The sequence below is a fragment of the Acanthopleuribacter pedis genome (genome assembly GCF_017377855.1).
Lineage (GTDB): Bacteria > Acidobacteriota > Holophagae > Acanthopleuribacterales > Acanthopleuribacteraceae > Acanthopleuribacter > Acanthopleuribacter pedis.
On record NZ_JAFREP010000050.1, the window covers coordinates 21,453 to 43,962 of the forward strand.

Sequence of the window (22,510 nt, forward strand, 5' to 3'; positions counted from 1 at the left end):
GGGGTACGGTCGCACGCGATCCAGGTCCGCTTTGACCAACAGGTTTCGCACGAACCCTCGGCGCGTCCTGCGCCGATATGTGTACGATTGCATCCACCCGAACCGTACACCTTAGGGTTAAAAAACATATCCATTCGTTTTCATACGCGCGAAACGACAGCGCTGCCTGGGTTTCAACCAAGCGGGCTCAAGCATCCAATTCTCGATCCGGGGAGGCCGATCCCGGTTGCGACAGCCGGCTGAGTTCACCGGCGTGGGTCTCCGGCAACGAGAGCGCACCCTGATCCGCCTCTCGCGTTACCAGCGAAAGCGACCCATCATGGGCCGTCCCCTCCCTGGCCAAAATGGCTCGACGGCAATGTTCATAGGCTTGGATCGCCGCCTCGCTCGAACAATGGGCACGAGCCCTTTCAATCAAGGCTAAATCGCCGAGTTCACCCACCATGCTCAACCCGAGGAACATCTCGATTAACCCCGTTTGGCCCGCGGCGTCGTCGTAACCGGCTTCAAGCATCAGCGGCAAGGCTCGGCGCAACAAATCCGGTAAACGCGGATCCTCGCTCACGCGAAAATGTTGCAAAATGCTGTTTTGAAGTTCCCGGTCTTGCGTTTCGAAATAAATCCGAGCCAGGTGATCCAACCGCGATTCATGACCGTCCAAGTACAAACGAAAAACCTGGGGCCGCACCGAGGCGTTTTCGAGCAGTCCCGGCAAAAGCGCATCAACCGTGTGCGGCGGCAACCAATGCAACAGGTCTTCCCACAAAAAAGCCGTGCCGTCGTCGAGCGCGGGAAGCCACGCCGCAAAAAAATCAGCGCGAACCTGTTCCGGGAACAGAATCGCCGCCACCAGCCAAGCCTCAAGTGACAGATCCTCGGCTTGCAATGGGCGGTTCAAAAAATCACGGCCGGCCACCGCGGATCCACCAGGATCAAATAATTCGGGTTGGGCCTTGGGATGGTGGAGCAAGGGTGCGACCGCCTCAAACAAATCGGCCGGTTTCCGTTCTTGGTAGCCAGAGGGCAAGTCGGCGAGTCGCTGCAAGGTGCCGCGGCGAAAGGCCGCCGGCCAATCGGGCCGAAGGCGGTCGACCCATTCAATCCCACGCAATTGTTTAAAAAAGAGGGTCGCGGCCTGGCGACGAAACCAGGGATCGGGATCAAGCGCCGCCATCAAGAACAGGCGCACCAAAACCGGCTCGGGGAACTGGAGATGGTCGAGAAAGGCGCGTACCCGTCGCCAATCCGATTCAATGAGGGCCGCGCCTTCGGCCGCATAAGCAGCGGTGAACATGGCATGAACGGTGGGGAACCGACAGCGGCCTTTAACAATGTGACACAGCGGAACGCCGACGAGCAGGGCGCGAACCACCGGTGTAAAAATGGCGGCCACATCCGGTTGCTGCAAGCCTGTCACATCAAAAACCTCCCGAAAACAAGCCCCTTCGGCCGGCGGGTTTGCTTGGCTCAAGGAGCGTCGCGGTGTCAGCGTTAACCCGTCCAACATAAAATTATTGCATTCCACGTGAACCCAAAAAACATCGCCGTAGGGCTGGTGCTTAGGTTTGCCTTGAATCCAATGGTCTTCAGAAAGCGGCAAGCCAATCGCGTCCCGCTCCACCTCGTAACGCACGAAAGCTTCGGGAAGACCGGGAACAGGTGCCCCCCGCGACGCAATCCCGACTTGGTCCATCGCGTCCTCGATCCAAGCCGTTCCCGGTTGAATATAACCCTTGGGTTTGGTTCCATGCGGCCGAGGCAAGGGCTTTTCCGATGCATCGCCACGGCGAAAAAAAATGATCAGAAAGTAGGTCAACAGAAGATAAAGGAACCATCCCTCCACACCAACCTCCCTTCCAACCGTTTCGGTCCTAGCGCTCGCCCACAAAACCCCTCACCGCGAACCACCGGTTCGTGATTCAAGAAAAAACCAGAATCGCACAAAAGCTTCCATCGTTGGGACAGCTTAGGAAAAAACAACGGCCGCGACCGCCACAAGATAAACGAGCGTGCTGACGATCACCACCTGTTTTATGTCCTTTTTGACCGTAGCCACGTCCTCGGGCGACGGGGGATCGTCCTGCATCTGCTTGCTCAGGTCCCTTTCTTTGCGAATTTCGATTGCGGCACAAACAAGGAGTGCCGTCATCAACGCACCCAGGCACCAAAACAACAGGCGCCCGTAATCGGAAATGAAGGCGAAACCCGACAATGCGAACAGACTGTTTATGGCCAATGCCCAAAAGTTGGCAGGATTGAGTCGTTTCTTTCGAATTCCGCCAAGAATCATCCGCTTGGTAAGCCGCTCCAGCTTGGTTTGGTCATAGCCGCCGGCCGGGCCGTGGTGTTTTAGTGCCGCCTTTAGTTCATTAAAAAAGTCGGCGCCCTGTTCCAAGCCCATACCGAAGCTGATCGTTCTCGAAGCGCTGGTAATCGAGAGCAGGCCGGGCAAGAAAAACCGATCAAAGGTGATTGTTTCGATGGATGCAAAACCGATTTCCCCGCGCTCCTTGTGGTTTTGGTAGCTGATGCCTGTTTCGGTCAGCGCGACCCGAATCGCGTTTCGGCGCCGGGCATAAAGCCGGACCGCGGCCACCGGCAACAACACGGCGACGTCAATGGCGAGGTTCAGCATCACAACGAACCCAAAAGCGCCGCCGTCCTCCCGGGTCCAAGCCAGGGTAATCACCCAAAAAACCAGGAGTGGGGCGGCGACCCAAAGCAGCGAGCCGAGACGTTGATCGATTTCGGGATAACGGTATACCTTTGCACCGGAGGCTTGCGCGGCTTTCCCCGTTGCGGACCCCGCGGCTTGGCGCTCGCGCGGGCCCGCGAGGATCATGACAACGGAAAACAGGAATAGGGAGAGGATGACGCCCGCGAAGCTGAAACGCTGAAGGCGTTGGTACCGGGCGACAACCTGTTGGTAGGCATTGAGGTGCGCAAATAGATCAGGCGCGTGGACATCCTCGAGCAGCGCCCCGTCGTAGCCAACCGGCACGAACTGTCGCCCGGCAAAATCCACGACCAAGATGCCGCGCGCCATGGGAATGAGCCGGCTCGGCCGAGTCCCCTCGGGTATGGACACCCGTTTGACGGCCCGCCCTTGGTCATCAAGGATCAGCAGCGCGTCGGCCGGTTGGTGGTTTTGCCATAACGTCTGAAGCAGCCGTTTCGAAAAAGCGCTGTCGCGATCCCCAAAATGCCGCAACACAACCCACCAGGATGCCTCGCCGCCGGCAGCGATCTCGATGGGATAAAGGTGTTCCCCATCCAACAAATCAGTCGAGATGGTCAGCGACCAAACCGGTTCGCCGGGGCTTTCGCTGTCGGCGCGAAAGGCACGGATGACGCGGGTGCGCGCATCGGCAACCACCAAATTGCCGGCTGGGTCCCAGAGCATGTGCGCGGGTTGCCGAAGCTTTTGCGAGCCGCCGTCGATGCTGCCGGTCAGGCGACCGTTTTGGTAGACGGCGATCTTTGGTTTGCGCGATTCAGCCACAAAAATCAGATCGCCCTTTTGGCGAAGGGTGACCTTACCGGCGCCGCGCATGCTTGCTTGGGTTGCGTTTTGGATCAGGGTTCGGCAGGTGCGGTTGGGAAGATCGCACGCGAGCACATCCCCCGCATAACTTAGCAGCACCTTATCGTCGGCGAGGCCGTGGACAGCGCGGGCGCGACCCAAACCCAACTCGGCGACGGGCACCGAGAACTGGTGTTTCCCGGTTGCGTCCAACACGGTGATTGCGCGATCCGAGGCCAGGTAAATGCGGTTGTCGCCATAACCGAGCGTGGGCGGTTGGACGCCGCGCGCCCAAAAGCCGGCGAGGTTCCAGAACAGGGCTGAGGCGACAAACCCGACCCCGACAAGCACGAAGGCAATGAAAAGTACGGGATTTTTTTGGAAATGGATCATGGCTGTGACCTCGTACCGAAGAAGCGCGATAACTGGGGTAATTGTAGCGAAAACCTAACCCGCATTTCTCCCCAGAATGCGTCGCGACAAGCTGAAAACCTTGTGAGAAATGTAGGCTCACCTCAAAGCGGGTTGGGGTTGTGCCGCCCACCGTTTCACAATCGGTCTAGAATCCGAACCCCCTCAACAACCTCATTATTTTCAGCTTATTAAAAGTAAAGCTAACAATGCACCTTAGGTTGAAGAGCCGTCAAGGTAGGGTTACCATCCCGTCAACAGACCGTCCCCGAAAAGTTTTCGCGAATCTCCCTATTTCCTCCAAAATTTCTTCAACTTTCCCTGCCAGAATACACAACCAGAGAACAGCGTGCTTTCGAGACCATTCCGCAACACCGCAATTCTGCCTCTTGTCCTTTCAGGTGCGATTCAGAGGAAGGAGTTTTTCAAAACAGTCAACTGCATGTTGGGATAGGTGCCCACCGTGGTTCCACCTGTTCCTAGCAACGCCGAGGTCCGGCATCCAGCGGACCCACACCGCTCTGTTTGTTCGACAAGGGCGCACTTCGAATGGTAGGTCTTACCTGGCTTAGGCGCCCCTCTACACGAGGTCTACGCCCATCCGCAATCTTTAATCCCTTAACAACGCCGGCGGTGACCTTTGGGGTGCACGCTCCTTTGACACGGTTTCCCGCCGACAACACCACCCAAAAAGCTTGAACCAAAACCAAGCGTCGAAAACTAATACCTAATGCAACAAAATCAGCACAAAATAAAACAACCTCGAAAAACAAAAAAACCTGTTCATCCAAAAAAAACTAGCTGCTTTATCCGCCCTAGCTTATCCTGTCCTCAATCATCGGTGTTTTGATTGGTTCCCGCTCTCGTGGTGGGGTTCGTCCCATCCGAGGAACGCCGCGCCTTTTACTTTGGAGTTTTCATGTTTTCCCCTCGCACCCGTTCCAGCACACGCACCCGGTCGATTCTGCGCCAGCCTCTGATACGCCTTTTGCGGACGGTCCCAATCCGCATTTTCGCGGGGTATGGATCGCGATTCGGCATGGCTGGGGTCACCGTAAGCGTTGCGCCAAGCTTGCAACCCATCCATCAACACCACGAGATGCCCACCGACCGCCACACCCAATCCCCTTTCCATCCAGTCAGCCACGTTCGGTGTCTGGTTTAACCCCGCTCATTCTCCCAGGCCGTACCTCTACCCAGGCGTCAGCGTCTGGGATGCTGCACGGCAAACGACGGTGGCGGTCATCATCGACCTTTCCCCGCTTCGCGCCCTTGGGTTGGCGGCGCAACCCCGTTGTGTCGGCCCCTTCTTAACCCGTGGTGGCGAAATGCTTTCATGACACGCCCAAACGATTTTTCACAAACCATTCCCAAACACCTGTTCTTACCGCCCTCTGAGCTTAATCCTGATATCAAGTCAACCCATGGAAGTTGACGGCCGACGCCGGGTTTAGCCCGCGCACCCTCGATTTGTTCTGGAAACCGGCGCGCGCATTGAAGCGGCTGTGCCGCGTTGTGAGTACGAAGATTACGACCGAGAGACGGCGCGGGGTCCGACCATTCGGTGTAGCAGCGCTACGACGAAGCCGGCACGACCGAGTAATGCGGGCTAAGGCGCCGGTGAGATGAAGTTCGTCGACAGGTCGGTCGTTTGCCAAAAACCGGCCCTTATGGAGCGCATGACATGACCGCATTGAAATTGTTTCTTGAACAAGGCCTGCAAAACCCCGAAACGGCGTTTATCGACTACCTCGATGAACACGGCGACATTGAGCGCTCGTTTACCTATGGCGAACTCAATCAACTGGGCGCCGCCTTGAGCGGCTTTTTGCGGGAAAAACACCAGGTCCGGCCCGGTGACCGGGTGCTTTTGGTATTTCCGCCCGGCCCCGATTTTGCGATTGCGCTGGCCGGTTGCCTGTACGCGGGCGCGATTGCCGTTCCGGTATACCCGCCCAACCCAATGCGCGCCGACCGCGGCATGCGGGGTTTTGCCAAAATTGTGGCGGATTGCGGCGCCTCGGTCGCGCTGACCAACCGCACCTATGATCGGGTACGGCGCCTGAGCGGGATCAAAAACTTTTACCGCAAAGGTGGCAGCGGGCTGCCCGACCTCACCTGGGTCACGGTCGACAAAATGAAACCCGGAAGTTTTGACGCGGCCAAGGACGTGCAGCCACGGCTCGAGGACCTTGCACTGTTGCAATACACCTCGGGTTCGACCTCGGACCCCAAGGGCGTGATGGTGACCCATGCGAACTTGTTGCACCAGTTTGGGTTCAATAAAAAAGCGATGAAGATCCACGACGCGGCACGCGCGGTGTGTTGGGTCCCGCAATACCATGATTTCGGGTTAATCGGCTGCATCCTCAGCGTGATGTGCGGGACCTGCGCGCTGACCATGATGTCGCCGCTGAGTTTTATCAAACGGCCCGGCATTTGGTTGGCCTCAATGAGTCGCTACCGCGGAACCCACGCGGCGACGCCCAACTTCGGCCTCGCCGTTTCCGTCCAAAAAACCACGGAGGAAGAGCGGGCCGGTTGGGATTTAAGCCATGTGGAGGTCATTAACTGCGCGGCGGAACCGATCAACCACGCCACGGTGGAAGCTTTTTATAAAACCTTTGCGCCCCAGGGTTTGAAACGCGAATCCTTCTACCCGGCCTACGGTTTGGCCGAAATGACGGTGGGTGTCACCATCGGCGGTCGCTTGGTGCACGGCTTCCATCGCGAGCCTTTGGAACGAGATCGCCTTGTCCAGAAAAGCAAAGCCTGTGTCGACGACGCCCAAACCAGTGTGCTTTACAGTTGCGGGCCGGTAACCGACGATTTTTGTGTGCGCATCGTCGATCCCGAAACCCAGCAGCTCTGCCCGCCGAACGGGGTTGGCGAAATTTGGATCGATTCGGAGAGCAAGGGCAAGGGTTACTGGGGCAAACCGGCGCTATCCGAGGACGTGTTTCATGCGCGCATCAAGGGAAGTACGCGGGATCGCTCGTTTTTGAGAACCGGCGATATGGGGTTCCTGGTCGATGGAGAACTCTTCATTTGCGGCCGCCTCAAAGACCTGTTAATTGTTGCCGGCCGTAACGTCTATCCCCAAGATTTAGAGGATAGCGCGCGCGACGCCCACGCGGCGATCCGTCCCGGCGGGGTGGTTGCCTTCGGGGTACAAGGCCCTTCCGGTGACCCTGATCGCTTCGCCATTTTGGTGGAAACCTCGGACAAGAAACCCACCAAAGCGCTTATTGAAACAATCATTGCCGCGGTTCGCCAACGTATTTTGGAAGACCACAAACTGCCGTGCGCGGCGGTACTGGTCGGTCCACCCGGGGCTGTCCTGAAAACGACCAGCGGTAAGGTTCAGCGGCATGCCTGCAGCACGGCCTACGCGGCGGGCCAACTGAACACCCACGGCGCGGCCGAATTCTCGGACGCGATGCCGCTGGACGGGGGCATCACCGATGAAGGCAACGAACAGGACATCCAGCAAGCGCTCACCCGTTGGAAAGATGCGCCGCCGGCTTCACGACACGAAACCCTGACGCTGCTGTTGCGCCAAATGACGGCGGAGACCTTGGCCTTGTCCGCCGAGGCGGTCGATCTAAACAAGCCGCTTCAGGACCAGGGCCTTAGCTCGATTCAAGCGATGGCCCTCACCGAACGTTTCGAGGAATTGCTGGATCGCAAACTGTCGCCGGCCACGCTGTTTAACCACCCGAGTATCAACCAGTTAGCGCGCGTGCTCAGCGACACGCCCAGCGATTCCGCGCCGGGCGCACAATCCGCGCGTGGTGCACGCACGGTCGCGGGTGCGATGGATCCCGGCCGCGGCCGTATCGTGATTGTGGGCGGCGGCTGCGCGGGCCTCACCGCTGCCTACCAACTTTACAAAAACGGTCACCGACAGATCACCGTCCTGGAAGCAGCCCCGCAAGTCGGCGGCAAAATTTGCACCACCCAAATTGGCGAAACGCCCGTCGACATGGGCCAGGTCATTTTTTGTGACCATTACCGGGCCAGCCTCAACATGCTCCAAGAAGTACTCGGCGAGATTGATTTTCGGGTAATCACCAATTTGATTTTCTATCCAGACACCGAAAAGTTGGCCTACCTGGATATCGACAACGGCTCGATCTGGTGGCAAAAGGTGCTGGATGCGGCGGGCCTGGAACCGGGTTTCCAACTCCCCTTACCAATCACCCCCGCGTTAAGCGAATCCTCGCGGACGTGGTTGGCCAAGCACCACCTCACCGAGGTGCCGGATGCGGTGCGGTTGTTTTGGGAGGGTTTTGGCTACGGCGCCGCCACCGAGGACATCCCGATTTATTACCTCATTATCTATATGAGGAACGTGTTGCCGCTCACCCCGGCCTTCGCTGCCAAACAAGGTAACCGGAGTTTATGGATTGACTTTGCGACCAAACTGGCCGAATGGGGCATTTCCGTCCAAACCAACACGCCGGTGAAAGCGATCCACCGCGGTGAGGAAGGGGTGCGCATCGATCTAGAAGGCGGGGGCGACCTTCAGTGTGACGAGGTCGTGCTGGCCTGTCCACCCTATCGGATCGCCGAGCTGCTGGACACCGACGCGGAAGAACAAAAACTCTGGCAAGCCTTTGACTATTACGACTACATGGTGCAAGCCCTGCGCGTGGACAACCTGCCCTCGGATTGGCTGATGCTCCCCGACCCGGATACCTCGTTTTACAACGGCAGACTGATTAGTTACGGCCGGGTCAGCCCAGACGACAATGTGTTTATTACCGCCCAGTACGGTTCGGAGCCGGGTCGCTTTGGGGACTTGGACCAAGCAACACTCGAGGAACAATTATTAGCGGGTTTGCGTCTTTACGGCGGCGAACCCGGTGAACCCTTAGCCCACTACCGCTGGCGGATGTTCCCCCACCTACGCACCAAGCATTTCGCCGTGCTCGATCAAATCGCGGCGCGTCAGGGCAAGCGAAGGAGCTGGTTTATCGGGAGTTGGCACGCGGTAGAGACCGTTGAGGCAACCGTCGCCGACACCCTGCACTTTATCGACCAAGCTTTTCCCGCCGCAGCAATAGCGCCGGCTTATCAGGTGGACGAACCCATCGCCGTGGTCGGCATGGCGTGCCGTTTTCCCCGCGGCATCGAGACACCGGAAGCCTATTGGGCGGCATTGGCCGAGGGGGCCGACCTGATCACGGAGGTTCCCGCGGATCGCTGGGACGCGGATGCCTGGTACGATCCCGACCCCAACCAACCCGGCAAATGCACGACCCGGTGGGGCGGGTTTCTCAACAACATCGACCAATTCGAACCGGGCATTTTCGGCATATCGCCGAAGGAAGCGCCCTACATCGATCCCCAACAACGCCTCCTGCTGGAATGCAGTTGGGAGGCCTTGGAACGCGCGGGCATGGCGCCCCAACAATTACAGGGTAGCCGCACGGGCGTCTACATGGGGATCTCGACCAGCGAATACCAAAACTTGGTGTTAAACGATCCCAACCAAATCACGGGTTTTTCGCTGCTGGGCACGGCGCACAGCACCTCGGTCGGGCGAATTAGTTATCTGCTGGGGTTGCAAGGCCCCAACATGCCGGTCGACACGGCCTGTTCCTCGGGTTTGACGGCGGTCCACCTGGCCTGCCAAAGCCTGCGGACGGGTGAATCGACCATGGCCCTGGCGGGCGGCGTCAACGCGATCCTGTCCCCCCACGTCAATGTATACTTCAGCCGTTTGAACGCGATGTCACCCAGCGGACACTGTCACACCTTCGGCGCGGCCGCCGACGGGTATGTCCGTTCCGAGGGATGCGGCGTCGTGGTTTTGAAAAGGCTGCGCGATGCGCAACGGGACGGCGACCCGATCCTCGCAATCATTCACGGGTCCGCCGCCAACCAAGACGGCAGCAGCCAAGGCCCGACCGCACCCAACGGCCAAGCACAACAGGCGGTCATCCGCCAAGCCCTGCAAAACGCCGGGTGCGACGGCGCTGATCTGCAGTACGTCGAATGCCACGGCACGGGTACCCCCATCGGCGATCCCATCGAAGTCGAGGCCTTGGCCGAGGTATGCGGCCAAGGTCGCGAACAGGATCTCATCATCGGTTCCGTCAAAACCAACATCGGTCATACCGAGGCGGCCGCGGGCATGGCGGGCCTGATCAAAACGGTGTTGGCCGTCCAACACGAACAGATTCCGCCGACCCTGCACAGCGAACCCGCCAATCCCCGCATTCCCTGGGACAACCTTCAGGTCCGGCCGGCGCGCGCCGGCGAAGCCTGGCCACGCGGTCCGCGAGCCCGCTACGCCGGGGTCAGCGCCTTCGGCTTCAGCGGCACCAATGTCCACGTGGTCTTGGGCGAAGCGGAGCCGGTTCCGCCCCAACCCAGCCGACACAACCACCACCTCTTACCCCTTTCAGCGGCGGGCAGTGTCGCCCTGGAAACCTTGACGGGGAAACTCTGCGATCATTTGCTGGATCAAGCCGAGGACGCGATTGCCGATGTGGCCCACAGCTTACAAAACGGCCGGTCGGCGATGGCCTGCCGCCGATTCACGGTCGTTTCCGACCGCGATGACGCGCTGGACGTTTTGGAAATGCGCGATCCCGCCCGCCTGTTGAGCGCGGTGGTCGAAGGGCTCCAACCCCGCGTGGCCTTTATGTTTTCCGGTGTCGGCGACCAGTACCCGGACATGGCGCGGGAACTGTTCCAAACGCGACCTGTCTTTGCGGAAGCCTTGACCCATTGCTGCGCACTGCTGCGGCCCCACATGGACCGCGACCCGATGTCCTTGATTTTTAGCGAGGACGGCGAGGCCGCCGAACCCGTCGCCGGCGGTTCGGCCGACCGCATCGACTTGCGCGCCATGTTGGGTGCCCACCGTGAAAAGCCGAGCGCGGCCGACACGCTGCTGCGGCGAACCTGTTATGCGCAACCCATTGTTTTCGCGGTGGATTACGCCATGGCCAAACTGTGGCTGTCCCTGGGTGTTGAACCGGCCGTGATGATCGGGCACAGCGTCGGCGAGTGGGTCGCCGCCCATTTTGCGGGCGTCCTCAGCCTGGAGGACGCCGCGGCCTTGGTCGCCAAACGGGCGCGCCTGATTGATGCCTGTCCCGAGGGGGGCGTCTGCGCGGTCCAACTGAGCGAAACCGAGCTGCAACCCCTGCTGGGCGAGGAACTCGACGTTTCTTCGATTAACGCGCCCAACCTCTGCGTGGTGGCCGGACCCGTGGACGCCTTGGACCGGTTTGAGCAGCGCATTGATGAGGACGACATCGGCTTTACCCGCATTGCCGCGGTCCACGCCTACCACTCCCGCATGCTGGAACCGGCCGCGGCGCAACTGCGCGACCTGGTTGCCGCGGTCGATCTCAAACCGCCCACCCTGCCGTTCATCTCCAATACCAGCGGGACCTGGATCACCGACGCGGAAGCCGTTTCGCCCGACTACTGGGCGCGCCACCTTTGCTCGCCGGTTCGCTTCAGCGCGGGGCTCGCGGCGCTGGTCGCGGAGCACCCCACGGTTTTGCTCGAGGTCGGCGCGGGTCAAGCGTTGACAACCTTCGCCCACCAGCAGTTCCGCGCCGCGAGCGGTCACCGTCAGCAGGTTATCCCTTCGATTCGGAACCGCTACGACCGCTTACCCGACAACGCCTTTTGGCTGCACAGCGTGGGCCGATTATGGCTGGCGGGGCTTGCGATTGATTGGCCCGCCCTGTACCAAGGCGAAAAGCGCCGCACCCTTTCCCTGCCGACCTATCCGTTCGAACGATCGCGGTTTTGGTTCGAGGGTGGGCCCGATTTCAGCACCCCGGAACGGCTCAAACAATCATTGGCCGGCGGCGACGAGCCGCTTGCAACCCGACCGCTGGAAGAATGGTTCTATCGGCCGGTCTGGCAAAAGGTGGAACCCACGCCTGCCGAAACCCCGCAAGGATCCAAGCAAGCCCTCGTTTACAGCGAAGGCGGCGCCTTAAGCCAAGCAGTGATTGACCGTTACCGCGCCGATGGTTGGGCGGTCTGTTGTGTGCATCCCGGCGATTTTGCGCTGGATCCCGAACTGGCCTCGGTGCACCTCTCGCCCGACGACGCCGAGCACCACGCGCGCCTTTTCAAAGCGCTCGCGGAACACAAGCGATCCCCGGACGTCGTGGTTTATCTGTGGGGCCTGAAGGCCGCAACGGACCCATCAGGCGCAAAGGAAACAGACCGCGGCACGCCGGACGAGGCGGAAGAATGGTGTTTTTACCGCCTGCTCTCACTGTGCCAAGCCATTGCAAACCATGGTGCCGGCGCGACTTCGCGGCTGGTCGTGGTCACCCGCGGCGCTTGGGACGCCGACGGGCGCGGCACCACCTGTCCCGAGGGCGCGCTCGCGAGTGGTTTGGTCGAAGTGCTCCCCCTTGAGCAGGGGATCACCCAAGCGATTCACCTCGATCTTGCGCCACACGACGAAGCGCCGGAAGCCGCGGTGGACGCCGTCATCCGCCACGGCGAGCAGGCCCACCAGAGCCCGCTCGCGCTGCGCGACGGGGAACTCCGCCAACGACACTTTGCCCTGAACCCACTCGCGGCCACGCCCGAAACGGGCGATGATGCCGCGACCCGGTTCCGCCACCAAGGCGTTTACCTCATCACCGGCGGCCTGGGCGGGATCGGCGCGGCCATGGCCCGCTTCCTCGCGGAACAGTACCAGGCGCGATTGGTGCTCGTCGGTCGCTCCGAGGTCCCGCAACGCGCTTCGTGGCAACAAATCCTGAACGAGGACCCCCAAAGCAAAGAAGCCGCGCGCATTCGCACGGTAGAAAAAATTGAAGCCTTGGGTGGCAAAGTCTTGGCCTGCGCCGCCGATGTGGCCGACGCCGCCGCCATGGCGCGGGTGTTCGCCCAGGCTGATTCCCACTTCGGCGGGTTAAACGGCATCGTCCACGCCGCCGGTGTCGCGGGCGCCGCCCTGCTGCAACGCCACGACCGCGAGATGGCGGCCGCGGTCCTTGCCGCCAAGGTGTCCGGCACCAAAATCCTGGCGCAACGCACGGCCGATCAAAACTTGGATTTCATCGCCTTGTTCGGTTCCGCCTTCTCCGTGGTACCCACCGTGGGCCAATCGAGTTACGCGTCCGCCAATGCCTTCATGGACGCCTTTGCGGCCCAAGCCGGCAAAACCCATGTGGTCACCATTTCCTGGGGCGCCTGGCAATGGGATGCATGGCAGAGCGACCTGTTGGAGGATTTACCCGAATTGCAGCGGCAAAGCTGGATGTTGCGCGAGCAAATCGGGATCTCTTTTGAACAGGGCACCGAGGCGTTCCGCCGTGCCGTCAACGGCGACCAACCCCACCTGGTCGCCATGCCGGTCAGTCCCGAATACCTGCAGCGTTTGGTGAACGACCTCGGCCAAAGCGCCCTGGGCGCCGGCGCCCAAGGCACAACCCAAACCCACCAACGCCCCGCCCTGCTGACCCCCTTCACCGAACCACGCAACCCGATTGAAACCGAGCTGGCGGCGATGTGGGCCCAGGTGCTCGGCGTCGACCGGGTCGGCATCCACGACAATTTCTTGGAATTGGGCGGCACCTCCCTGTTGGGGGTGCAAATCCTCAACCGCCTGCAAACCACCTATGGCTTGCACATGCCGATGCAGCGTTTGTTTGAGAAACCCACCGTCGCCGGCTTGGCGGAAGCGGTCTCGGCATCCGCCGCGGCTGTCGCGGCAACGCCGGTCCAACTGACCACGACCCAGCCCACCACGGGCAAACCCGCGCCGGTTCAGGAACGGCTGTGGTACCTGCACCAGCTCAGCCCGGAAAATCCCGGCTACCACATGGCGGCGGCTTTGACCTTGACGGGCCCCCTCGACACGGCGCTCCTGGCCCGCGCGTTACAGACCGTGGTGGCCAGGCACGACAGTTTGCGCGCGGCCTTTATGGAGGAGGACGGCGCGCCCAAGGTGGTTTACCAAGCTGAGGCACCCCTGCACCTGGAAACCCTGGATTTTGGCGCGGTTCCCGCCGAAGCGCGCGATGATGCCTACCGTGAGCAGCTTCAGGCCTTGGTGCGTGAGCCCTTTGACCTGGGACGGCCGCCTTTGATGCGGGTCCGGTTGCTCGCCTTCGGCGAACAGCAGCACATCCTCATGTTGGTCATCCACCACATCGTGTCCGACCTGCTTTCGATGCCGCTGCTCACCGACGAAGTGGCTGCTTGCTACCGCGCCTGGAGCGAGGATCAGGCGCCGGTGTTGCGCGACTTGCCCAGCAGTTACGCGGATTTTGCCGCGTACCATCAACATCGCTTAAACACCGCCCAATTCGGCCAGGTCGAATCCTATTGGAACCAACGTTTTCAAACCAGACCGCCGCTGTGCCGGCTCCCGACCGACCATCCCCGCCCGGATCGGTTAAGCGGGATCGGCCACGAGGAAATCGCGGCGATTCCGCCCGCCCTGTTCACCGCCCTGGAAGGCACCGCCCGAGCCCAAAACGCCACGCTGTACATGACCATGTTGGCCGCCTTCGAGGTGCTGCTCCACGCCTACAGCGGCGAAACCGATCTCGTGGTGGGCACACCCGTGACCCTGCGCGACCGGCCCGAATACGAGTCGATGGTGGGCCTGCTGTTCGAGACCTCCGCGCTGCGAATCAGCTTGGCGGGCAACCCTGATTTAACGGAAATCACGCGGCGGGTTCGCGACGCGCTGACCGCCGCTTACGACAACCGGGACATGCCCTTCGACCGCTTGGTGCGCGGCTTGCCCTGGAAACGGGATCTCGCCTATTCGCCGCTGTTCCAAGTGATGTTCGGGTATCAGGAATTGCCCGGCCGCCAACAATGGGGACCCACCGCGGTCGCGCCGCGGCATGTGCCGCGCGGGGCGTCGATGGTGGATGTCGCCTTGTTCGTTCGCCGTCACGGTGAGGATGCCCATGTGGTGCTTGAATACAGCGCCGATCTTTTCGAATCGCCGCGCATGCGCCGCATGCTGGCGCGCTACCTCTCCATTCTTGAAGATTTTGCCGCCAACCCGAACCGCACCCTCGATCAGATGCACCGGCTCCCCCAAGCGGAACGCGCCCTGTTGCTGGAAACCTGGAACCAAAGCGAACGCCCGCGCGCGCCGCTTTGCCTGCACCAACGCTTCGAAATCCAGGCCGCCGCGACCCCTGACGCGGTGGCGCTGATTTCGCAATCCGGCACCTGCAGCTATCGCGCCTTGGAACAACAAAGCAACCAGTTGGCCCATTGGCTGATCGAACGGGGCGCGGCGCCCGAGCAGCGCATCGGCATCTGTATGTCGCGCTCGCGGAGCTTGGTGGTTGCACTGCTGGCCGTGCTCAAAGCCGGCGCGGCCTACGTGCCTTTCGACCCCAAGCTACCGCCCGGCCGCATCCGTCACATGCTGGACGACGCCGCCCCGCTGCTGATCATCGCGGAACAAGCCCGCACCGCCGCTTTTGACGGCGCCGAGGTTCCCGTGGTGACGCTTGAGGAACTTGCCGACGAAATCCCGCGCTTGAGCGACCGCGCGCCGCGCACCGGTGTTTCCGTCGAGAACCTGATGTACCTCATGTACACCTCGGGTTCGAGCGGGGTGCCCAAGGCGGTTGCGGTGACCCACGCCAATACCGACAACCTCATTGATTCGATGGCCGAGGGTTATGGGTTCGGGCCCGACACCCGTTTCCTGCAACGCATGCCGTTTCACTTCGATGCCTCCGTTTGGGGTTTCTACCGGCCCCTGCTCAGCGGCGCCACCTTGGTGTTGATGCCCGAATCCGGTGAGGCGGACCCCGCCGAGCTGGTGACCTGGATCGAGAAACACCGGGTGACCGGCATGATGATGGTGCCCTCGTTGCTGGGCGCCTGGCTGTCGGCACTGACGGATGCGGACGCCGCCCGCTGTGCCGGCTTAACCGACCTCTTTGTCGGCGGCGAAGCCCTGTCTCGCGAACATCGCAACCAGTGCCTCGCCCGTTTCAAGGCCAACCTGCACAACCTGTACGGACCGACCGAAACCTCGGTTCATGTCTTGGCCCACAACCATCGCCACGACAGCCCGGACGAGGCCGCGGCGATCGGCCGCCCCATCAGCAACGCGCGTATCTACATTTTGGACCACCATCACCGGCTTTGTCCGGTCGGTGTGCCCGGCACCCTTTACGTCGGTGGTCTGCCGGTCACCCGCGGTTATTTCGGGGATCCCGCCAAAACCGCCGCGGCCTTTCTACCCGACCCCTTTACCGACCAACCCGGCCTGCGCATGTACCGAACCGGTGATCTCGGCGTGTACCGCGAATCGGGTCTGGTGGATTACTTGGGTCGCGAGGACGCGCAGATCAAGCTGCGCGGCTACCGCATCGAGTTGGGTGAAATTGAGGCGGTCCTGCAAAGACACGAAACCGTTTCAGAAGCCGCGGTGCTGCTCGCCAAGGTCGGTCAGGTCGGGTCAAGGATCATCGCCCACGTGGCTGCTACCAGTTCCGAGCAAACCCTTCACGACCACCTCGCCGCCTTCCTGCCGGCCTACATGGTGCCGAGCAACATCATCATCCACCGCGAATTACCGCGCGGACCCAGCGGCAAAATTGATCGGCGTCGGCTGGCCGAAACCGCGCTTGACCAACCGCAACCCGTGGAACAGGTTCAAGATAGCGCCCTGCCGGCGGCAAACCGAGACAGCGAATACCAAAAGCTGCTCGCCGTTTGGTGCGATCTGCTCGAACTGGATCCCGAGGACATCGGGCCCGAGGACGGCTTCTTTGAATTGGGTGGCGATTCCATTTTGACCATTCACCTGATTTCGAAGGCGCGCAAACAGGACATCCATCTGTCGCCCGCCCAATTTGTCGGCGATCCCACCATCGACCAACTGCTGGCGACGCGCGAAGGCGTACCGGCGCAGGAAGCCCCCGCGCCGGCCCAGCCCCCGGCAAGCCTGACACCGCTGCAACAATGGTTCTTGGACTTGGATCCCCAACACCTGAACCATTTCAACATGGTGGTCAGCCTGGCCATGCGTGAACGCAAAGAACCAGACCTGATCGCCCGTGCTCTGCAAAGCTTGGTGGCCCATTACCCCGCGCTTAGCATGCGCTTTCTTCAAGACGGCGCGGCCTGGCGCCAAGAACCCACCAGGGTCCCGGATCCCGAGCTGCTCACCGTGGTGGACGGTTCCGCTTTCGCGCCCGAGGCCTGGTATGCCGAAAAAACGGCGGTGGGTACCCGCATCCACCAAAGTTTCGACATCAGCACCGGCCGGCTTTTCAAAGCCGTGTTGTTCCGCAACCAGCCGGACCAAGCGGATGAACTCGTTTGGATCGTCCACCACTTAATTGTGGATGTGGTGTCGCTGCAATTCCTCGCCGACGATTTGCAAAGCCTGATCCACGGCCTGGAACAGGGAACCCCGCACCAACTTGCGCCGCCCACCACACCCGCCGGCCAATATGCCGACCGCCTCAAAACCATCGACTGGTTTCAATCAGGTGAAACCGCGTTTTGGCAACACCACGCGCAGGCCCCGCCGGTCCCCGTCCCGCGCGATTTTGAGGCGGGCCAACCGGAAACCGAAGCCACCGACTGTTCCCTGTTGGTCGGCCTGGACGAGGCGGAAACGCGCATCCTCGTCGAGCGGGTGATGCCCACCCTGGGCGCCGGCGTATTTGAATGTTTGATTGCCGCGCTGACGACCACCCTCGCCGAATGGTGCGGCCACGAGGACGTTCAAATTGGTTTGGAAGGCCATGGTCGGGGCAACCTGTTTGGCGATGAAATGGACCTAACCCGCTCCGTCGGCTGGTTTACCACCGTGTACCCCATGCGTTTCACCGTGGACCGCAACGGCAGTCCCACCGCCCGCCTCAAACGCGTCCAGGCGGAGATGCGCGGCCTGCGTTATCAGGGCCAAGCTTATTCCGTGTTGCGTTACTTGCGCGCGGACGACCAACGCACCGCCGCCTTACGCCGACATCCCGAACCCCAGGTGTACCTGGACTACATCGGTCGCATGGACGCGCTTGCAAGCGAGGACTCGCTGTTTTATGTCGACCCGAATCCCGAGAAACACGAAACCTACGGGCCGACACGGGCGCCCGAACTGCTACGACCGCAACAAACCGTGGTCATGTGCTCGATCCAACAGGGTTGCCTGCGTGTTCTCTGGCAATACAGCAGCGCGGTCCATCGCCGTGAAACCGCCGCGTGGGCGGCCGCCACCTTCATCGATCACCTGCGGGCCTTTATCGCCGAGGCCGGCGACCCGCGCGACACAACCACCTAACAAAAAAACTACAGATTAGTTCACGAATGACGGGAACCCTCGTGGTCCGGGCCGGTGCCTACCGGCCGACACGCGTGCTTCCGTCCAACCAAAAAGAGAGGCATTCATGACAAGAGAAACGATTGGTGTGCTCGGGGCCGGGGTGATGGGAACCGGGGTGGCCCACGCGCTCGCGGCGTCCGGTTTCAAGGTGACCTTGGTCGATGTGGACCAAACCCGCGCCGACGCCGCCCGAGCCAACATTGAGAAAAACATCCGCATGTACCAGCTACTCCACAAAATGGACCAGCAACAGGCCGACGGCATCATGGGCCGCATCCAGGCAACCGCCGACGCAAGCGCCGTCTATGACGCCGATTTTTTGATTGAGAACATCACCGAGAAATGGGCGCTCAAAGAAGCCTTACACCGCACCCTAAGCCAAAACCTCAAGCCGGGAACCCCGGTCGTGGCCAACACCTCCGCGATTCCCATCGCCCATTTCGCCAAATGTTATGCCGATCCGGCCAGGGTCGCCGGCATGCACTTTATGAACCCCGTGCCCCTGATGCCGATGGTGGAGGTGATTCGCGCACCCACGACCTCCGAGCAAACCCTTGCCGCCTGCCGCGCCCTCATCGAGGGCATGGGCAAGCAGAGCATTGTGGTCAACGATTCACCGGGATTCATCACCAACCGCGTCATGATGCTGACCGTGAACGAGGCGATCTTTTGCCTGCACGAAAAGGTGGCCGCGTCGGCCAAGGACATTGATCGCCTGTTCATGAGCTGTTTCGGGCACAAAATGGGGCCCCTCGCCACCACCGATTTGATCGGGGTCGACACCGTGCTGCTTTCGTTGGAAGTGCTCCATCACGAGTTTAAGGACGACAAATACCGACCCTGTCCTTTGTTGCGCGAGATGGTTGCCGCGGGCCGACTGGGCCGCAAAAACGGAAAAGGTTTTTACGACTACGACGACGCCGAGTAACAGAAAACCGTCGCCCCGGCCGGGCCGCAACCGCCGTATCAGCACGGCAGGCCGGCACCCCATTACCAAGTAAGAGACACAATAGGGAGGATGTAATGGCACAGAGTGAGACCAAGGAACGGATTGTTCGATTTGTAACCCGCCATGTCGGCGTTGAGATCCAGACGGATCAAGCCATTTTTGAGCAAGGCCTTGTCGATTCCATGTTCGCCATGCAGTTGGTGCAATTTTTGGAACGCAAATTCGCCATTCAAATCGGCGCGGAAGATCTGGACATGGCCAATTTCGCCAGTGTCGACGCCATGGCCGACTTGATCGCGCGCAAGCAAGGCACCGAGGCGGTGCGACAGTGAGGCTCGCCTTAACCGAGGAACACCTGCGACTGCGGGCGGATTTCGACCGCTTCGCTCGGGAAAAAATCCTGCCCTACGCCGCGGAAATCGATGAGCAGGAGCAAGTGCCCCGGCACATCATCGAGGATTTGGCCCAGGCCGGCTATTTCGCCAGCGGCCTGCCCGAGGACTTTGGCGGCATCCACGAGGATCCGGTGCTTCACGGTTTGATGCACGAGGCCATGGGCGGCGCCAGCGCCAGCGTGCAGGGCGTGCTCAACGTGCACCACATGGCCGCCTCGCCGATCATGCGCTGGGGAACCGCCGAACAAAAAGCCCTGTGGCTGCCCCGGCTCGCTTGCGGCAGCCACACCGCCGCCTTCGCCATCACCGAACCGCGCGCCGGCAGCGATGCCGCCGCGGTCGAAACCCAAGCGGAGCGGCAGGGCGACGAATGGGTGCTGAGCGGCGTCAAAAAGTGGATTACCTGCGGGGCCCACGCCGACGTGTTTGTGATGTTGGCCCGCTGTCCCAAGGGACCGACCGTGTTCATTGTTCCCGCCGATTCGCCCGGCCTGAAGCGCCGGCCCATCACCGGCCTGCTGGGCTGTCGGGGTTACATGTTGGCCGAGCTGGTTCTGGACCAGGTACGGCTGCCCGCCAACGCGCTCCTGGGTGCCCAGGGTTTCGGCCTGACCCACATCGCCTCCGTCGGCCTGGACGCGGGCCGTTACAACTTGGCCTGGGCCTGCGTCGGCATGGCCGAGGCCTGTCTCAAGGACAGCAAGGACTACGCCTCAAAACGCACCCAGTTCGGCTCCCAAATCCACGAATTCCAACTCATTGCGCAAATGATCACGCAAATGATCGTCTCCGTGCGCGCGGCGCGCCTGCTGTGTTGGCAAGCCGCCCACGCCCGCCAAGAGCAAACCGAAAGCGCCGGCCTGGACGCCATGATTGCCAAGTACTACGCCTCAACCACGCTCAACGATGTGGCCGCCAAGGCGCTTCAGGTCCACGGTGCCGTGGGCGTCGCCGCGGGCAGCCCGATCCAGCGCCACCTGCGCGATGCACGCATCATGGAGATCATTGAAACCAGCACCCAGGTTTTGGAGTTGATGATCGCCAAGTTGGACCGCGCCGCCGAAATGGAGGATTGGGATGACTGACTTTCGTCGCAAGGTTCTTTTGAAACACCAAGCCGCGCAACAGTTCCCGCTCGCGGGGGACGCGGCGCTCGCCGCCTCGCCGGATGTGATCCAGGTCGGCCCCGGCCTCATCGGTTTTCGGGGTGCCTTGATGGCCCTGTACCGCTTCTTCGAGCACCGTTTTTTGCGACTCTCCCAAGAGTTTGAAGCCGAGCAACACCATTATCCCGTGATGTTGCCGCTCCAAATTTTGCACGAGGTTTCCTACTTCAGTCATTTCCCCCAGCAGGTGCTGTGCTGCGCCCATTTACCGGACGACCTCCCGGTTTTGGAATCCGCGGCCCATGCCGCCGCCAACCACGCCGGCACGCTGAGCCCGGAATTTTACAGCCAACTGGCCCCGCCGAAGCTGGCCCTCAAACCCGCGGTCTGTTTGCCCAGCTACAGCGCGATGCGGGGACACCGACTCGCCGAGGGTGAAACGCGGGTGATCACCATGCAAAACCACGTGTTCCGCCGCGAATGCACCACCGGTTTCTCACCCGCCCGCTTGTGGGACTTTCAAGTGCGCGACATCGTCTTTTTCGGCGCCTACGCCGATCTGCGTCGCCTGCGCCAAACCGCCATGGAACGGACCATGGACCTGTGTCGCGAGCTGGATCTCAGCGCCGAGATGGAACTGGCCAACGATCCCTTTTTCCTGGAAGAGAGCCGCGACAAAATCATGTACCAGCGCCTGGGCGAGGTGAAGTACGAATTGTCCTTGGCCGTGCCCCATCGCGAGAAACCGGTCGCGGCTTCCTCCTTCAACCTGCACCGCGGTTTTTACACATCGATCTACGATATTGGCCGCGGCGAGGAAGGCAAAGCGGAATCGGCCTGTATGGGTTTCGGATTGGAACGCTGGCTCTACGGATTTGTGGCCCAAAAAGGCTTGGATCCCGATAAATGGCCCGACCCCGTCCGTCGTTTTATCAAGGACGCCTCATGTTGATCAACGAACAAGCGCTACTGGACCATGTCTTCCCCGAGCGCCGAAGCCGCTGGGACGCCGACGCCGTCATCCTCTACCATCTGGGTTTGGGCACCGGCCTGTACCCGGGCGCCGAGGCCGCCACCCATTACCTGTACGAAAAAGATTTGCGGGTTTTGCCCAGTTTCGCCGTCACCCTCGTCTTCGAGAGTATTCAGGATCTCAACGACCTGCCGGGAATCGACATCGACCCGAGCCAACTCTTGCATGCCGCCCATGAATTGCGGGTGTACCGCCCATTGCCCGTGACCGGGGAGCTGGTGCACCAAGCGCGGGTGGTCGGGGTCTACGACCGGGGCACCGCCGCGCAACTGGAAATTGAGGTGACCTCCCGTGATGGGGAAAACCGCGTCTGCTGCACCAATCGTTTTTCCCTGCTGTTAACGGATCGCGGCGGGTTCGGGGGGCAACGACCGCCGCGAAGTCCTTACCGGCGGCCGACCCGCCCGCCCGACCAAAGCATCGAGATCCCGGTTATGCCGGGCCAAGCCGCGCTGTACCGGTTAAGCGGCGACAAGAACCCCGTCCATATCGAACCGGAGGTCGCCCAAAAAGCCGGTTTCAGTCAGCCGCTGTTGCACGGGCTGTGCAGCTTCGGCATCGCCTGTCGCGGCGCGGCCGACCTGTTTTTCGCCGGTGACCCAGGCCGGATTACCGGGCTTCAGGCCACCTTCGGCGGACCGGCCTTTCCGGGTGAAACCCTGTTGCTCGCGCTGTGGCAAACCGACGAAATCCTTTTCTACACCGTGAAAAGCGCGCAACGGGGGACCCCGGTGATCTCGGGCGGGGCTGTTTTCACAAGCTGATTGACGAAC

At 61.1% G+C, this 22,510-nt stretch carries 8 protein-coding genes; 6 read left to right on the top strand and 2 right to left on the bottom strand.

Annotated features, from left to right (window positions below; all coding sequences use genetic code 11):
* Nucleotides 1-187: 187 nt before the first annotated feature.
* Nucleotides 188-1,762: a hypothetical protein gene (locus J3U88_RS31945; RefSeq protein ID WP_207863089.1), complete on the bottom strand. Its 1,575-nt coding sequence runs from the start codon at nt 1,760-1,762 to the stop codon at nt 188-190.
* A 204-nt stretch (nt 1,763-1,966) separates the two neighbouring features.
* Nucleotides 1,967-3,916, bottom strand: coding sequence for an NHL repeat-containing protein (locus J3U88_RS31950; protein WP_207863090.1), 1,950 nt, complete (start codon nt 3,914-3,916; stop codon nt 1,967-1,969).
* 1,702 nt (nt 3,917-5,618) lie between these two features.
* Here J3U88_RS31950 and J3U88_RS31955 point away from each other — a divergent pair.
* The 6 genes from J3U88_RS31955 (at nt 5,619) to J3U88_RS31980 (ending at nt 22,501) form a co-directional block, all read left to right on the top strand.
* A complete protein-coding gene (locus J3U88_RS31955; protein ID WP_207863091.1) occupies nt 5,619-18,212 on the top strand; it encodes a non-ribosomal peptide synthetase/type I polyketide synthase in 12,594 nt (4,197 codons plus the stop codon).
* 106 nt (nt 18,213-18,318) lie between these two features.
* Complete coding sequence (locus tag J3U88_RS31960) at nt 18,319-19,182, top strand: 3-hydroxyacyl-CoA dehydrogenase family protein (protein ID WP_207863092.1); 864 nt, start codon at nt 18,319-18,321, stop codon at nt 19,180-19,182.
* A gap of 95 nt (nt 19,183-19,277) precedes the next feature.
* Nucleotides 19,278-19,535, top strand: a complete 258-nt coding sequence (locus J3U88_RS31965) for an acyl carrier protein (protein WP_207863093.1) — start codon at nt 19,278-19,280, stop codon at nt 19,533-19,535.
* The gene (locus J3U88_RS31970; protein ID WP_207863094.1) at nt 19,532-20,683 is read left to right on the top strand and encodes an acyl-CoA dehydrogenase family protein; all 1,152 of its coding nucleotides are present in this window, start codon (nt 19,532-19,534) and stop codon (nt 20,681-20,683) included. Before J3U88_RS31965 ends, J3U88_RS31970 begins: the two co-directional genes overlap by 4 nt.
* A complete protein-coding gene (locus J3U88_RS31975) occupies nt 20,676-21,656 on the top strand; it encodes a class-II aminoacyl-tRNA synthetase family protein (RefSeq protein WP_207863095.1) in 981 nt (326 codons plus the stop codon). The genes J3U88_RS31970 and J3U88_RS31975 overlap by 8 nt, the downstream gene beginning before the upstream one ends.
* On the top strand, nt 21,650-22,501 hold the full coding sequence (locus J3U88_RS31980; RefSeq protein WP_207863096.1) for a MaoC/PaaZ C-terminal domain-containing protein: 852 nt from the start codon (nt 21,650-21,652) through the stop codon (nt 22,499-22,501). The genes J3U88_RS31975 and J3U88_RS31980 overlap by 7 nt, the downstream gene beginning before the upstream one ends.
* Nucleotides 22,502-22,510 lie beyond the last annotated feature (9 nt).

Bases quoted from the DNA above. Each gene is read 5' to 3' on its own strand.
- J3U88_RS31950 (WP_207863090.1), bottom strand. From the start codon at position 3,916: ATGATCCATTTCCAAAAAAATCCCGTACTTTTCATTGCCTTCGTGCTT.
- J3U88_RS31955 (WP_207863091.1), top strand. From the start codon at position 5,619: ATGACCGCATTGAAATTGTTTCTTGAACAAGGCCTGCAAAACCCCGAA.
- J3U88_RS31960 (WP_207863092.1), top strand. From the start codon at position 18,319: ATGACAAGAGAAACGATTGGTGTGCTCGGGGCCGGGGTGATGGGAACC.
- J3U88_RS31965 (WP_207863093.1), top strand. From the start codon at position 19,278: ATGGCACAGAGTGAGACCAAGGAACGGATTGTTCGATTTGTAACCCGC.
- J3U88_RS31975 (WP_207863095.1), top strand. From the start codon at position 20,676: ATGACTGACTTTCGTCGCAAGGTTCTTTTGAAACACCAAGCCGCGCAA.
- J3U88_RS31980 (WP_207863096.1), top strand. From the start codon at position 21,650: ATGTTGATCAACGAACAAGCGCTACTGGACCATGTCTTCCCCGAGCGC.